8 protein-coding genes and 1 pseudogene are annotated in these 15886 nt (G+C 47.2%); 5 read left to right on the top strand and 4 right to left on the bottom strand.

What is annotated here, in order from left to right; all coding sequences use genetic code 11:
* Positions 1 to 71 precede the first annotated feature (71 nt).
* From GJS45_RS20060 to GJS45_RS20050, 3 genes are read left to right on the top strand one after another with little or no spacing between them, the layout of a single operon-like run.
* Entirely contained in the window at positions 72 to 3110 is a 3039-nt protein-coding gene (locus GJS45_RS20060; protein WP_235954888.1) for a PSD1 and planctomycete cytochrome C domain-containing protein, read from the top strand.
* A gap of 4 nt (positions 3111 to 3114) precedes the next feature.
* Positions 3115 to 4545, top strand: a complete 1431-nt coding sequence (locus tag GJS45_RS20055) for a DUF1501 domain-containing protein (RefSeq protein ID WP_202928133.1) — start codon at positions 3115 to 3117, stop codon at positions 4543 to 4545.
* A 2-nt stretch (positions 4546 to 4547) separates the two neighbouring features.
* Entirely contained in the window at positions 4548 to 5000 is a 453-nt protein-coding gene (locus tag GJS45_RS20050; protein WP_162343661.1) for a DUF1569 domain-containing protein, read from the top strand.
* 90 nt (positions 5001 to 5090) lie between these two features.
* Here GJS45_RS20050 and GJS45_RS20045 read toward each other — a convergent pair whose 3' ends face one another.
* The 4 genes from GJS45_RS20045 to GJS45_RS20030 form a co-directional block, all read right to left on the bottom strand.
* Positions 5091 to 5972 (bottom strand): bile acid:sodium symporter family protein, encoded by an 882-nt coding sequence (locus GJS45_RS20045; RefSeq protein ID WP_162343660.1) that lies wholly within the window; start codon positions 5970 to 5972, stop codon positions 5091 to 5093.
* Positions 5973 to 6115: 143 nt separating this feature from the next.
* Positions 6116 to 7192: a fatty acid desaturase family protein gene (locus GJS45_RS20040; protein WP_162343659.1), complete on the bottom strand. Its 1077-nt coding sequence runs from the start codon at positions 7190 to 7192 to the stop codon at positions 6116 to 6118.
* Positions 7193 to 7475: 283 nt separating this feature from the next.
* Positions 7476 to 8747, bottom strand: coding sequence for an ADP-ribosylglycohydrolase family protein (locus GJS45_RS20035; protein WP_162343658.1), 1272 nt, complete (start codon positions 8745 to 8747; stop codon positions 7476 to 7478).
* A complete protein-coding gene (locus tag GJS45_RS20030) occupies positions 8734 to 9705 on the bottom strand; it encodes a phosphotransferase (RefSeq protein ID WP_162343657.1) in 972 nt (323 codons plus the stop codon). Before GJS45_RS20030 ends, GJS45_RS20035 begins: the two co-directional genes overlap by 14 nt.
* A 136-nt stretch (positions 9706 to 9841) precedes the next feature.
* Between GJS45_RS20030 and GJS45_RS20025 the strand changes: the two genes are divergently transcribed.
* Both GJS45_RS20025 and GJS45_RS20020 read left to right on the top strand, forming a co-directional pair.
* Positions 9842 to 12790: an FAD-binding and (Fe-S)-binding domain-containing protein gene (locus GJS45_RS20025; RefSeq protein ID WP_162343656.1), complete on the top strand. Its 2949-nt coding sequence runs from the start codon at positions 9842 to 9844 to the stop codon at positions 12788 to 12790.
* A gap of 438 nt (positions 12791 to 13228) precedes the next feature.
* Positions 13229 to 15886: pseudogene (locus GJS45_RS20020) on the top strand (hypothetical protein); the annotation flags it as partial.

Genomic DNA, 15886 nt, shown 5'->3' with positions numbered 1-15886 from the left:
TTGTATAAATTAGTAGCCAGCCATTGAATTTCCTGGATTAATAAGTAAATTGACTGAAAACAGGTGTATTGGTGAAAAATGTAATAAGATCCTATGGCAAGGCTATGAGAAAGGTTTTGACCCTAAAACTTTTCCTAATAGCGATCATTAGCGGACAAGTTCTGCTTTCCTGTGAAACAAAGGAAAGGGCAAGCTTACCGGAGCGGGTTGATTTTAACTACCATATCAAACCAATCCTGGTACAAAAATGCTACCTCTGTCATGGCCCTGATCCCAGCAGCCGTGAGGCTGGTTTACGACTGGATCTGGCAGCAGGTGCCACCCGGCTGCTGGAAAGCGGTGTGACTGCCATCGTCCCAGGTTCCCTGTCCAAAAGTGCAGTATTCCATCGGATTACCAATTCTGATCCCGAGCTGAAAATGCCTCCGCCTGCGTCCAATCTGGAGTTGACTGATTTAGAAATAAGCTTAATAAAAAAATGGATTAACCAGGGTGCGGAATTCCAACCTCACTGGGCATTTTTACCTCCAAAAATTTCCAACGCAAACCTCAAGTCAAGCATTCCCGAACAAATTGATGCCTTTCTGGATGAAAAAATGACGGAGCAGCGGCTTTCGCAGGCTGAACCGGCAGAAAAGTACCAGTTGATACGTCGCCTATCCTATGTATTAACGGGCTTGCCTCCCGGACAGAAAGAGATAGATGCTTATTTGGAAGCTGATCAACCGGGAGCTTATGAATTGCTGGTGGACAATTACCTGAACGACCCGGCATTTGGAGAAAAATGGGCCAGTCATTGGTTGGATGTGGTGCGGTATGCCGAAACCAAGGGACATGAGTTTGATTATGAGATTCAAGGGGCCTGGCGGTTTAGAGATTACATGATTCGGGCCTTAAATGCAGACATCCCCTACGATCAGTTGGTCCGGGAACAGCTTTCGGGAGACCTAATGGTAGCCCCCAGGCTTCATCCGGAAACCGGGCAAAATGAATCCATTCTGGGCACCCTGTTTTTAACCATGACAGAGGGGACGCATAGTCCCGTGGATACTAAAAAGGATGAAGCTGACCGGATAGATAACATGGCCGATGTGATTGGCAAAAGTTTTCAGGGGCTTACGATCGGATGTGCCAAATGCCACGATCATAAATTTGACCCCATTCCCACCGCTGATTACTATGCGTTATACGGTGTATTGGGTAGTACCCGTTTTAGCCCCATCCCTGCAGGCAATTTCAAAAAAAAGGAGGAGGCATTGCAGGAGGTGCTGCAACTCAAGGAGCAACTTAAGGAAATGGTGGGAGGGGCCTGGGAAAAACCTACCACCGACTCGGTGCCGGTTTTGCTGGTTAACCAATCGCAACCCGTTAAGGCAACAAAAGACGGAAATTCCGGTATCGTTTTAGGGGATTTCAGGGGACCGGATTTTCAGGGATGGAAGACCGATGGAGGAGCATTTGGAGTGGGTACTACGCTGGGAGAACCTGATTTTGACATAAAAACAGGTGAGCTTACCGGCCTGAAAACGGGGATGGCCTCTAGCAGGATTTTGGGAAAGGGAATTTACGGTGCCCTTCGGTCACCTGACTTTAAAATTGATCATGCCTATCTGGGTGTTCGTGCCCGTGGAAAGGGGGGCAGTATCCGGGTAATCATGGACAATTTTCAATTGATCAGTTACCCCATTTACGGAGGTTTGGACCAGAAAGTAAATGAGTCCGATTGGGAAAACTATATTTTTGACGTAAGTGACTGGATGGGACATGAGGTTTACCTGGAGTTCCTGCCGGGTTCCTATGTGCGGCATACGTACCGGCAGGATCCGGATGCCTATATTGAAGTGGCTTATGCGACTGCATTTGACAGAGATTGGTTTTATCCGGAAGAAAGGTCTCGTTATTCCCCGGTGAATTCCCTTTCGCAGGCAGTCTACCGTTGGGAGGAAGGGCACCCTACGGCTGCTGATGTGGACTACCTCAATCAACAGCTAACTTCGGGTAAGCTTGTGCGTCGTTTTCCGGAAAGTAGGAAAACGCGTTTGGGAATGGATCTGCTGTTGGCACCGATCAAGGATACGGTGTTTATTCAGGGAGTCTCGGAAGGTTTTGCACGTGAAAGCCCGATTTTTATCCGCGGAAATCATATGGAAACTGAAGAGCAGGCAGTTCCCAGGGCTTTTCTTCCGGAAATTCTGGACGCACAGGATCCCTTTCGCGATGCTGGGAGCGGGAGAAGGGAAATGGTGGAAACAATCCTGCATCCGGACAATCCACTTACCGCCCGGGTAATGGTCAATCGGCTGTGGTACCATGTTTATGGAAAAGGCCTTGTGGAAACGGTTGATAATTTTGGTTTGCAAGGGAAGCTCCCCAGTCATCCGGAACTGCTGGATTACCTGGCCATTACATTCAGGGAGGAAGGCTGGTCTTTAAAATCCATGATTAAGGCGATGGTCATGACGGATGCTTTTCGCCGAAGCACGACCTCAGTAAATGGTGAAAAGGATCCCGAAAATAAGTATATATCCCATTATCCTATTCGAAGGATAGAAGCAGAAGCGATCCGGGATGCCATGTTGGTTGCATCAGGAGCATTGGACAGCACCTTGTTCGGAGCGCCGGTTCCTGTACACCTGACAGATTTTATGCAGGGTAGGGGAAGACCCGGGCAGTCAGGACCGCTGGATGGAAATGGCCGGCGTTCCATCTACCTGGAAGTTCGTAGAAATTTTCTGGACCGGATGATGACCACCTTTGACCGGCCCACACCCTTTAATACATTCGGTAAACGGGATGTGACAAATGTGCCGGCGCAGTCACTCTTTCTGATGAATGATCCCTTTGTAGCCGAACAGGCTGGCCTAATGGCAGCGCGAATTCTTGCTGGTAAGGGGCAATCCACCGAAGAGAGGATTCGGGAAGCTTATTTACGAGCTTTTTCCAGACCTCCTTCGGCATCTGAAATCAAGGCAGGGAAGAAGTTTCTGGCTTCGGTCCCCATCCATAAAGAAACAACCGGTGATTCCGACCCTGAGGCCATTGCCCTCCAGGCTTGGAAAGAATATTGCCATGCCCTATTTAACATGAAATCGTTTATTTATTTATTGTAGCCCCATGCATCATCACAAACCCCTATTGAATCAGCGGCTTAGCCGCCGGGAAATGTTGAATATTACTCGGTGCGGATTTGGTTCCCTGGCCTTTATGGGCATGTTGGGTTCTTCCTGCAAATCCCGGGATAAGCAATCCGTTGATTTTCTTTCGCAGTTGGCCACCACGCCTCACTACCTTCCCAAAGCCAAAAATGTCATCTTTTTGTATATGGACGGTGGGGTTTCCCAGGTAGATTCCTTTGATCCAAAGCCCCGGTTGGCTAAAGAAAACGGGATGGATCCCACCTTTAAAATTGATGCGACGCAATTTAACGACAATGGCAAAATTTTGCAGAGCCCCTGGGAATTCAAGCGATACGGGGAGTCGGGGATGGCCGTGAGTGAACTATTTCCTCACATTGCTAGCTGTGTGGATGATTTAGCACTGATTCGGTCCATGGTTTCTAATTTTCCGGAGCATACCAATGCCAATTATTTTTTACATACCGGAAGCGGCCTTCAGGGCAGACCTAGTATGGGGGCCTGGATCAATTATGGGTTGGGTACTGAAAATAGCAATTTGCCCGGCTATGTGGTCTTGGATGGCGGATTGGTTCCTCCCGGAGGCGTGGATAATTTCAAAAATGGATTTTTACCTGCCGATTACCAGGCTTCCATAATGAAAACAGGTGAAAAACCTGTTGCCAATATTCAACCCGATAGCAGCATGGCAGCTTTCCAGCAGGATAAATTGGCGTTTATCCAAAAAATGGATGAAAAGGGCCAGGCAAAATCGGATGAGGTTGAAGCGGCGATCAAGAATTACGAATTGGCCTACCGCATGCAATCCTCCGTACCAGAGCTCAGTGAGTTTGCTTCCGAAACCAGAGCCACGCAACAGCTATACGGTTTGTTTGACGAAGATCCCAATACCCGAAGTTATGGGGCACAATGTCTGATGGCCAGGAGGCTGGTAGAAAGAGGCGTGCGGTTTGTGGAGCTTACCTGTCCCTATCAGAAAGGCATCGACCGCTGGGATCAGCATCATGGGCTAAAGGATGGACATGAACGAAATGCCCACGCGGTGGATCAACCCATTGCCGGACTCTTAAAGGATTTGAAATCCAGGGGATTGTTAGAGGAGACCCTGGTCGTTTGGTCGGGAGAATTTGGCAGAACTCCCTTTGCTCAAGGTAAAGACGGACGAGATCACAACCCCTCCGCTTTTAGTATGTGGATGGCTGGTGCTGGCATCAAAGGCGGGACCATCTATGGCAGGACCGATGAGTACGGGTACCGTGTGGAAGAAAATCCGGTCAGCATTCACGACCTGCACGCGACCATTCTTCATTTATTAGGAGTAGACCACAAGCAATTGACCTATCACTTTGGAGGCAGGGATTTTAGGTTGACCGATGTGCACGGTCGGGTAATTAAGGATGTTTTGGTGTAGCCATGCAACGAAGCGTCCTGGATAGTTCAGCAGTGGCCGGATTAATGGCGCGGGTAGCTCCCCTGACTTCTCAAACCAAACCCTCCTGGGGTAGGATGAATGCCACCGAAATGCTGCACCATTGTAATGTAGCAAACCAAAGAATTCTTTCCTGGAACAAACCGGTTCTACCAGGAAGTTTCAAGCAAAAAGCCTTAAAATTTTTAATCCTCCATATTTTACCCTGGTTTCCTAAAAATGTCAAAACGGCAGCCCCATTTGAAACCAAAGGGAAAATAGACCCTGAGGTATTTGAGGAGGAGAAATTACTTTTTGTCTCCTGTTTACAGCAATTTGCGGAACCAGGTCAGGGCTTTACGGCACCTCATCCTTTTTTTGGTCCTCTAAATACCCAGGAATGGGGGAAGGTGGTCTGGCTGCATGTGGACCACCACCTTAGGCAGTTTGGGTTATAAATGGAAAAGGGGTAAACTTCATTGCGCCAGCATTGGAACCGTTTCGCAGGAGAAAGATTTATTTTTTTTAAAGTCTTGAAAAGACGGGTATTACCCTTTCGCTTTTACCAATCGGACCTTGTCCATTCTTCCAGCGATGGACACAATCAGGATAGAGGCCACGAACATGATCAAGCTATATATAACTACCGGTATGGCCATGGCTGAATTCTGCAGTAAGGTAGCAGCAATCATGATACCTAAGGTTCCGTTTTGAATGCCGGATTCGATGCTGATCGCCAATTGTTGCGGCACTGGAAGTGTCAAAAGTCGGGAAAATAGTAGGGATAGTCCAAACGTGAGTACATTCAGCAATAAAGTTACCGGCCCAGCTACGGCAAAGAAGTTAACTATTTGATCCTTTTCATTTAAGATAGCTCCTCCCACGACCAGAACGAAAAATAAGATGGAAGCAATTCGAACGGGCCGGTCCGCCTTTTGTGCCATTGCCGCAAAACGGTGTTTTAGCCACATGCCAATGGCGACAGGAACCAAGGTTACTCCAGTAATCCGAAGTACGGTAGGGATAAAGGGGAGCGAAACACTCCCTTCTTCCCCAAAATAAACAATGGAAAAATTAACCAACAGAGGAATGGTGAAAATGGTTATCACCGAACTCATAGCGGTCAGGCTAATGGACAGAGCCGTGTCTCCTTTACTTAAGTGGGTGATCATGTTGGAAGTGGGCCCACCGGGGCAGCAAGCGATGATCATAATCCCCACCGCCATCGTTCCTTCCAGTCCGAAACCCAAGATCAAAAAAAAACCGAGTACCGGTAATAGTACCAACTGACAAAACAATCCCAACACCATGGCCTTGGGATATCTAAAAATGTTTTTAAAATCGCCAAGGTTTAAGCTTAGACCCATCCCCAGCATAATAAATGCCAGGGCTAAGGGTAAAAAAGCGGTGGTTATCAGGTTACTTTCCATTTGGGTCTCTTTAGAAGTATACTACTTCCTAACCAAATCAGGCCATGAGAGTTAGCAAACGGAGTATTGAAATATACTTATTTAGCAAGACTCCCTATTATAAGAACACCAATTGGGTGTAAGCCTGCTCCACTCAAATACGATCACTTTCTTCCCGCTTTTTTCAGAAAGTTGTAATGTGATTTCAAGGCTGAAGCGAAGCTCTTATTTTCATGGTAGGGTAATCCAAACTCAAGAGAAGTATCTTTAACGATTCCCGAGATTTGAGGGTAATGGATGTGGCAGATTTTTGGAAAAAGGTGATGTTCCACCTGTAGGTTCAGACCTCCGCATAGAAAGGTGGTTAACCGACTGTTTCTTGCAAAATTAGCGGTGGTTTTCATCTGATGTTCTGCCCAGGCTTCTTCTATATTTTCATTTTTACCAGGATTCGGTAGGGACGTTTGTTCCACTAGATGCGCCAGTTGGAATACCAGGCCTATTACCAAGCCCATAGCCAGATTTAGTGCCAAAAAGCCAATAAGGAATTGCCACCAGGTAATGCTCATTACCAGCAAGGGAATGATGATGAAAAGGCTGTAATACATCAGTTTGTAAGAAAATAGCTTGATGTATTCTATCCGGGGATGGTTGTTCTCATGTTGGCCGATTTTTTTCTGGAAAAACTTTTTATAGTCTTTCTTAAAAAACCAGGACACGGATGCCAGCGAATATAAGAAAAAGGCGTAGATGTGTTGATAGCGATGTATGGGGCGATGTGTTTCCCTTGCAGACACCCTTACCACACCAGGAGCGATCTCGAGGTCACCATCGTGGCCCACTATATTGGTGTAGGTATGATGGATTTTATTGTGGGTGATTTTCCAAATATAAACGTTGGCACCGATGACGTTAAAAAGGAAGCCGAGAGTTTTATTGACCCATGGCTTGGATGAATAGGAACCGTGAAGGGCATCATGGCAAATATTAAATCCAATAAATGCCATGTTCATTCCCAACCCAATGGCTAACAGAAGGGAAACCCAGGTAGGAAATACTTCCAGTAAAATGGTGAAATATAAAACAGCGAATGAGACTAAATAGGTGATGGTTTTAAGTACCATGGACCGGTTTGCCCGTTTTGACAGGGCATTGGTTTCGAAGTATTGTTCCACCCGTTCTTTTACGGTGGAAAAAAAACCAGAACTATTTTTATCTATGAATTTGAGCGTTAATGACATACTAATTAATTTTTATTCTTTTATCAAGGATTTTAATCCTTATGTTATTAAAACAAATATTTGTTATGAATGATCTTAATTCTGTAATAGATGAAAAAACATCTTTTTTCGATGTAACTTATAATCGAGTTGATAGAGGGTAATGCGTTTGTCTGGTTAACGCAAAGACAGGTTTTTAGGAAGGAATGGCTGCTTTCTTGCTGATTTCGGTAGGACACAGGCAACCCAGCGGCTACAAGTTTTTAGCGAATGGAGATTGGCAGCACCAGCTAATTTCGAGATGCTAATCGGGCCAGGCGTAAAGGGACTGGATATGGGCGGTTTGTTTTTTCGCAAGTTCATTTAGATCAATATCCAGCACGTTTTTATTGACTGTCAGCACCTGATTTTTCATGGCATCAGGAAGCTTCTCGTAGCCATGGAAGGCACCCAGAATCGCTCCCAAAATGGCTGCCGTGGTATCGTTATCCCTTCCATAGTTTACCAGAAAGGTCAAACTGTCCTGAAAGTCGAAATCGGAAACCAACATGGCCGTTAACACCTGCAGGTGGATTTCTCCGGCATGAAAAGGCATGTCTTGTAGGTGCTGGTCCAGTAATGTGAAAGCCCTTTTCATGGCGTTTTCCGTTGATGAACCGGCAGCGGAGAATTCCTTTTCCGTCGATCTGCCCGTATTTACTTCCTCGGCGATGGAAAGGGCTGTTTGCAATGCCCGGTAACTGCTTCTTCCGACCAGACGACTTTTAAAGAAAGATTCCGGGTCTACCGAACGAAGCACATCCAGCAATTTCATTTTATCGCCATTAGCGGTCATGGCGGACGCGGTCATAGCGGCCGAAAGGGCACTGATGTCCTTGGCATACCCAATATCGTACAGGCTTAAGTGATAGGCCTGTTCATAGGCTTTTTCAGGTTGCCCGGGATACCGGATACCGATGGCCGGGGAATAGAGTAACCCGGCGCACACCATTTCTCCCCCGTAAAATTTCCCAAGTGCCCGCTGGTAGGCCATTAAATCATTTTCTCCTATCGGTAGGGACACCTTATACCATTCCTGCAACCATAAGACCCTTAAATTGGCAAATTCCAAGGCTTCCATTTCTTCGGGTTTCAGGGATTTGAAATCCTGAAAGTACTGCTCGTATTCACGGACGATATGCAAGGAAAATTCCCGGGGGTTCAGGTCAAATTCATCCTGCTCTTCCAGGTACTCGAACATTAATTTTTTCCATCGGGTATCGTCTGTGGTGCCTCCTGCCGGTAAATTTACTTTCCAGATACCTTCCGGAGATACTTCCCGTACCATGGAGTCCAGGTTTTCTACCCATCCGTACTCCATTTGGATCGCCTCCCGGCTCCACATTTCCGTCGGGGCACCCATCGCATCGCCAATGGCACTGCCCACCAGCATTCCCTTCACTTTATCCGCCAGCTCTTCCCGGTTGATGGATAATACATCGTTTTCACGATCAGGCTTTTTTTCTTCCGGAGCAGATGCACAAGCTTGAATCAATAGTATCAAAAAAAGACAAAAAGTTGGATTAAAATTGTTCATGGAGGATAAGTTGGATGGCGTGTTTAGCTAAGGTTTCTTTTTCTTTCAGGGATAAATTCAGCGGCAATTGGGCCAGGCCAAAAAGCCTGCGGAGAATTTCCACGCCGGTGAAGGCGGCCAGCAACGTTTTTTCCAGCGAGTATTGTTGGAGAATTTGTTCCACGGTGGTTTCGGGTACCCTGGCCATTTTCAGATGCGCCAGCAGGATAGCCAGGTCAAATTCAGGGTCACCTAAAAAGGCAAATTCCGTATCGATGATTTTTAATCCCTTGGGGCTGTTGAGCCAGCTTCCGGGATAAAAATCTCCGTGGAGCAGGTGATTACCTGGCGAAAGGTACCGCTTACCCAGGGAACTGATTTTTGTGATCAGGGAAGCATCCTTTTTTACCAGAAGGGATAATTCCTCCAAGCCAGGTTGGATAGCATTCAGATCAAAACCGTTTTCTTTCTGAAATGGCAGTTCAAAAATATGTTGTTGGTTTAAGTTTCGCATGGCCATGTTACCGGGAAAGTCTGGTTTTGGCAAACCGTGCAGCTCCTTCAAATAATGAAGTAGTTCTTCAACCAACTCCTCGGTGAACATAGCGGGATTTTGATAGATGCCCAGAAAGTCTGTCCCCTGTTCTACATACTCCATGGCCAAAATCCAGTGCTCCCTGTCAAACCCTAAGACCCTCGGTGAATAATGTTCCAACACCTGATTATCGGCCAGACATTGGTAATACCTGAATTCTATTCCGGTTCGCTCTTGGGGTGCGGGTACCTGGGGATATTTAGCAACAAAGGGCCTGGATTGTTTCAAAACCAGGGTCCGCTTATCGGTTTTTACCAACAGCGTCACGTTCATGTTTCCCTCCCCGGCTTTCTCGCTTCCGAGAATTTCTTCATCCGGATGGAGCAAGCCCTTTTTTCGTAGATGGTCTGTTTGAAATTGATCTATTGGTTCGCTTAGTAGCATATCAGGTGGTCCTGGGTTTAGATGGTTGCTTACTATTTCAAAAATAAGAACCATAATCGGTTTGGCAGCCATTCATTCTGAAATAAAATCCAAGGCAGCTATTCATTCCTAGCCTTATCTGTTCTATTTTTGAGCCATGAGTAGTACGAAAAAGGATTTTACCTCGCTATTGAATGAATTGGCCAGGGAACTGGACGGAGAACTGCATTTTGACAGTTTGATGAAAACGTTATATGCCACGGATGCTTCTGTGTACCGTTCCTTACCCCTGGCAGTTGCTTTGCCCAAAAATACCAGTGACATAAAAAAATTGATTCGCTTTGCCTCTGAGCAGGGAACTTCCCTGATCCCCCGGACGGCGGGCACCTCTTTGGCCGGTCAGTGCGTGGGAGAAGGGATCGTAGTAGATGTTTCCAAATACATGAATCAAGCCATCGAATTCAATAAAAAGGAGGGGTGGATTCGTGTACAGCCCGGCGTGGTACGGAACGAATTGAATAATTACCTCAAAGAGCATGGGTATTTTTTTAGCCCCATTACCAGCACGGCTACCCGGGCCATGATAGGGGGAATGGTGGGGAACAACAGTTGTGGGACAACCTCTATCGTCTATGGTAGCACCCGGGAGCATGTACTGGAGCTTAAGGTATTACTCAGTGATGGAAGTGAGGCGGTATTTAAATCCATGACCCCCTCGGATTTTGAGTTAAAGTGCAAGCAGGATGACATGGAGGGAGCCTTGTACCGGCATATTCGGGAGGAACTTGAGAAGCCTGAGACCCAGAAGAATATTCGGGAGCACTTTCCCAAGGCCAGTATCCATCGTAGAAATACCGGGTATGCAGTGGATTACCTGCTGGAAACCCAGCTTTTTTCAGACTCCCGTAATCCTTTTGATTTTTGCAAGTTGCTTTGCGGCTCGGAAGGAACATTGGCCATCATTACTGAAATCAAGATCCACCTGGACCGGTTGCCTGAACCGTTTGACATCGTCGTGGCGGCTCATTTTGAAAGCATCCATGAGAGCATGAAAGCCGCACAGGTGGCGATGAAAAAAAGCCCAACGGCGGTGGAGTTGATGGATAAAATTATCCTGGACTGTACCAAAGAAAACGTGGAGCAAAGCAGGAATCGGGATTTTGTCGAAGGCGACCCCAAAGCCATATTGATGGTGGAATTCAGGGGACAAGATATCGAAGAAGCCAGGGCAAAAGGACTTGTGTTTGTGGAAGCCTTAAAACAAGCCGGGTTGGGATATGCCTTTCCGGTAATAGGTCCGGACCGGACCGACAGCGCGTGGCAGCTTAGAAGTGCCGGCCTGGGCTTACTAGCCAATATTCCGGGAGACAAAAAGGCGGTTGCCTGTATTGAGGACACGGCGGTGGCTATCGAAGACCTGGCAGATTACATTGATGAGTTTGCAGAGATCATCAAGGAATTTGGGCAGGAGCCGGTATATTATGCCCATGCCGGTGCCGGAGAGATCCATCTTCGACCCATTCTCGACCTAAAGAAGGCCAAAGATGTGGAAGAATTTTATCAAATTAGCGAAGCAAGTGCCAAACTGGTCAAAAAATACCGTGGATCGCTGAGCGGTGAACATGGTGATGGCAGGGTTAGAGCTGCTTTTATTCCCATGATGGTCGGACAGGAAAATTACGACCTGTTTAAAAGAGTAAAGGCTACCTGGGATCCCAAGGGAATTTTTAATCCCGGAAAGATCGTGGACGCGCCACCTATGAATACTTCCCTGCGCTACGAACCGGAAATGAAAACACCGGATTTTCCTACAAAGTTTGATTTCAGTAACGTGGGAGGTATTTTGCGCATGGCAGAAAAATGCAATGGTTCGGGGGATTGCCGGAAATTACCTAATTCCGGAGGAGGCACCATGTGCCCCAGTTACCAGGCTACCCGCTATGAAAAAGACACCACCCGGGGCCGGGCCAATACCTTACGTGAATTTTTGACCAACAGCCATAAGAAAAACCCCTTTGATCACCCGGAAATTAAAGAGGTCATGGACCTCTGTCTTTCCTGCAAGGGCTGTACCTCAGAATGTCCTTCAAATGTGGATATGTCTACCTTAAAAGCGGAGTTTCAATACCAATACCAAAAAGCAAACGGGGTGCCCTTGCGGTCCAGGGCTTTTGCGTATATCAATAAATTGAATGGCCTGGGAAGCAACATTCCGGGAATTTCAAATTTCTTCCTGACCAATGCCATTTTTGGAGGAGGACTGAAGAAATTTCTAGGGGTGGCTTCCGAGCGCAACCTGCCGACCATCAGCCAACAGTCGCTAAGAAATTGGTATAAAAAGGAATACCGCAAGTTATCCGGTAAACCTATTATCAAATCCCTGTATTTTTTCTGTGATGAGTTTACCAATCATAACGATACGGCTACCGGAATTAAGGCCATTACCTTATTACGACATTTGGGCTATGAGGTGAAACTGGTAGATCACGCAGAAAGTGGCAGGGGAGCCATTTCCAAAGGGTTGCTGGATTACGCCCAGAAAATGGCCGAAAGGAATGTCTCGATGTTTTCCAAACTAGTTAGTGCCGATAGTCCCCTGATCGGCTTGGAGCCCTCAGCGATTTTGAGTTTCCGGGATGAATATCCCCGGCTGGTAACTAAAAGTCTTCGGGAAAAAGCCAAATCGCTTAAATTTCACTGTGAAATGGTGGATGAGTTTTTGGCCAAGGAAATCATTGCTGGAAATATTCGTCCCGAAGATTTTACCTCGGAATCCAAACAAGTTCATCTGCATGGGCATTGCCATCAAAAGGCACTTTCATCGGTCAATTACTCAAAAAAGATACTCGAACTGCCTGTCAACTATCAGGTAAATATCATCCCGTCCGGCTGTTGCGGAATGGCCGGGTCTTTCGGGTACGAAAAAGAGCATTATAAACTAAGCATGCAGATAGGTGAAATGGTGTTGTTTCCGGCAGTACGGGACACGGGGGAAGACACCCTGATCGCTGCCCCGGGTACCAGTTGCCGGCATCAAATTGCAGATGGCACGGGAAGAAAAGCCCTGCATCCGGTGGAAATTTTATTCGAAGCATTGAAGCGATAGTAGTCATTAATGGAAGGGTAAAAACCTACGAAATTAGGGCCATTCAGAATCGCCACTTTCACTTTTCCGTTGCTGGGTCGGAATTAGTGTGTGCTACAATCGTTAGGTTTTTTTGATCAATAAGGAGATCTACCATACTATCTTTTGACAGTTAATTAACCCATATTCAAAAAACGAATTCAAAAAAATAGTTCTTTTCCCTACTCAATAATAAAGTTACCCGGAAAAAACTTTATTCTACAAATATTTTAAAGTCGGATTTTTGTATTATACTTCCTTTAAAAAGCTACTTATTGTCTTGTTGTTTCATATTGACAAGTTGAGACATTTCTTTTTTGCTTAGGGATATTTAAATCATCTCATTTGTACATGAGTGCAAGCTTTCATTTTTAGTTTGTGGGCAATCACTTTTTAATAACGCTATTAAATACGGATAAAATGAAACGAATTTTATTGGCATTTTTTCTACTGGCAACGAATTTGCAATTCGGCTTTGCCCAGGTTGGGATTGGTACAGAAAATCCTCATACCTCTGCCGCTTTGGAAATTCAATCCACTGAAAAGGGCTTGCTTATTCCCCGCTTAATCGAAGCTCAACGAAATGGATTGCTAAGTCCGGCAACGGGTTTATTGATATTTCAAACGGATAAGGAATCCGGTTTCTATTATTTTGATGGGGTATCCTGGGTATTATTAAAAGCAGGAGAAAATGTAAATCCCGATTGGGAGGCCAATGCCGGTGCTGCTGCCATTCTAAACAAACCTGATTTGGCTGCCATTGCCCTTTCCGGGCAATTTGAAGATTTGGAAAATGTTCCGGACTATTTGACCGTGGAAGACACGGCATCCATGTTATTACCCTACGTAACCTTACCTAAAATAGCTTCTCTCCTTAATGATAAGGTAGCTATTAATGATTTAACTCAAGAAACGGCCGAACGAAAATCTGCAGATATCACGCTTTCAACCGCGCTGGATACTGAAACGACCGAAAGAACCGCCAGTGACGCTACCCTGGAAACTGCCATTGCCACTGAAACCGCCCGTGCCCTGGCCGTGGAAGCCGAAAAAGAAGATCTTTCCAACAAAAGCACCGACATTACCACCGACGGCGAATCGGACACCAAATACACCAGTGCCAAAGCGGTAAAGGATTACGTGGACGCTTCTTCGGCTGGCAATCAGACCGCATTGAATGAAGAAATTGACCGAGCTCTGGCTGCAGAAGGCGTACTGGAAGCGGCCATCGAAACGGAAACGATCCGGGCCATGGGAGCAGAGAACCAGTTGTCCACTGACCTGGCCAGCGAAAGCAGTGCCAGGCAGGCAGCCGATACCAGTTTGGACGCGGCCATAACCGCCGAAACCGACCGGGCTGAGGCTGCAGAAGCCGGTATTTTGGCCGATCTGGATACTGAAGTTACCGAAAGACAAGTGGCAGATACCGCGCTGGAAACAGCGATTGCGACAGAAACCTCCCGTGCGGAAGGAGCCGAAGCAACGATCATTTCCGATCTGACCACGGAAACGGCGGCACGAGTATCCGCAGATGCCACCTTAGAAACCGCGCTGACCACTGAAACGACCGAAAGAACCGCCAGTGACGCTACCCTGGAAACGGCCATCGCAACCGAAACTGCCCGTGCCCAGGCAGTAGAAGCATTAAAAGAAGACCTCGCCAATAAGTCCACAGACATTACCACCGACGGCGAATCGGATACCAAATACACCAGTGCGAAAGCAGTAAAGGATTACGTGGACGCTTCTTCGGCTGGCAATCAGACCGCATTGAATGAAGAAATTGATCGTGCCATTACTGCGGAAGGAATACTGGAAACAGCCATCGCAACGGAAACGAGCCGTGCGGAAGGAGCAGAAAATCAGTTGTCCGCTGACCTGGCCAGCGAAAGCAGCGCCAGGCAGGCAGCCGATGCCAATTTAGAACTAGCTATTACAGCTGAAACCGACCGGGCTGAGTTGGCAGAAGCCGGTATTGTAGCCGACCTGGCCACCGAGTCGACCGAAAGACAAGCCGCAGATACTGCACTGGAAACAGCGATTGCGACAGAAACCTCCCGTGCGGAAGGAGCCGAAGCAACTATTATGGCCGACCTAACCACCGAAACGGCGGCACGAGTATCCGGAGATGCCACCTTGGAAACGGCGCTGACCAATGAAACGGCCGAACGAAAATCTGCAGATATCACGCTTTCAACCGCGCTGGATACTGAAACGACCGAAAGAACCGCCAGTGACGCTACCCTGGAAACTGCCATTGCCACCGAAACCGCCCGTGCCCAGGCTGCGGAAGCCGAAAAAGAAGACCTTTCCAACAAAAGCACCGACATTACCACCGACGGCGAATCGGATACCAAATACACCAGTGCCAAAGCGGTAAAGGATTACGTGGACGCATCGGCATCCGGCAATCAGACCGCACTAAATGAAGAAATTGATCGTGCCATTACTGCAGAGGGCGTACTGGAAGCCGCCATCGCAACGGAAACGAGCCGTGCGGAAGGAGTAGAGAATCAGTTGTCCGCTGACCTGGCCAGCGAAAGCAGCGCCCGGCAGACAGTCGATACCAATTTGGAGCTGGCCATTACCACCGAAAGCGACCGGGCTGAATTGGCAGAAGCCGGTATTTTGGCCGATCTGGATACTGAAGTTACCGAAAGACAAGCCGCAGATACGGCTCTGGAAACAGCGATTGCTTCCGAAACAACTCGTGCAGAGGGAGCAGAGGCAACGATTAATGCCGATCTGACCACCGAAACGGCTGAAAGAATCGCCAATGATGCTAGTCTGGAAACCTCCATTGCCACTGAAACCGCCCGTGCCCTGGCCGTGGAAGCCGAAAAAGAAGATCTTTCCAACAAAAGCACCGACATTACCACCGACGGCGAATCGGACACCAAATACACCAGTGCCAAAGCGGTAAAGGATTACGTGGACGCTTCTTCGGCTGGCAATCAGACCGCATTGAATGAAGAAATTGACCGAGCTCTGGCTGCAGAAGGCGTACTGGAAGCGGCCATCGAAACGGAAACGACACGGGCCATAGGAGCAGAGAACCTGTTGTCCGCTAACCTGACC

Source organism: Cyclobacterium salsum (assembly GCF_010119245.1).
Lineage (GTDB): Bacteria > Bacteroidota > Bacteroidia > Cytophagales > Cyclobacteriaceae > Cyclobacterium > Cyclobacterium salsum.
Note: the sequence above shows the minus strand (reverse complement) of the source record. Positions and strands in the feature narration are given on the sequence as shown.

Coding starts and splice junctions, on each gene's coding strand:
- GJS45_RS20055 (WP_202928133.1), top strand. CDS start 3,115: ATGCATCATCACAAACCCCTATTGAATCAGCGGCTTAGCCGCCGGGAA.
- GJS45_RS20045 (WP_162343660.1), bottom strand. CDS start 5,972: ATGGAAAGTAACCTGATAACCACCGCTTTTTTACCCTTAGCCCTGGCA.
- GJS45_RS20050 (WP_162343661.1), top strand. CDS start 4,548: ATGCAACGAAGCGTCCTGGATAGTTCAGCAGTGGCCGGATTAATGGCG.
- GJS45_RS20030 (WP_162343657.1), bottom strand. CDS start 9,705: ATGCTACTAAGCGAACCAATAGATCAATTTCAAACAGACCATCTACGA.
- GJS45_RS20040 (WP_162343659.1), bottom strand. CDS start 7,192: ATGTCATTAACGCTCAAATTCATAGATAAAAATAGTTCTGGTTTTTTT.
- GJS45_RS20035 (WP_162343658.1), bottom strand. CDS start 8,747: ATGAACAATTTTAATCCAACTTTTTGTCTTTTTTTGATACTATTGATT.
- GJS45_RS20025 (WP_162343656.1), top strand. CDS start 9,842: ATGAGTAGTACGAAAAAGGATTTTACCTCGCTATTGAATGAATTGGCC.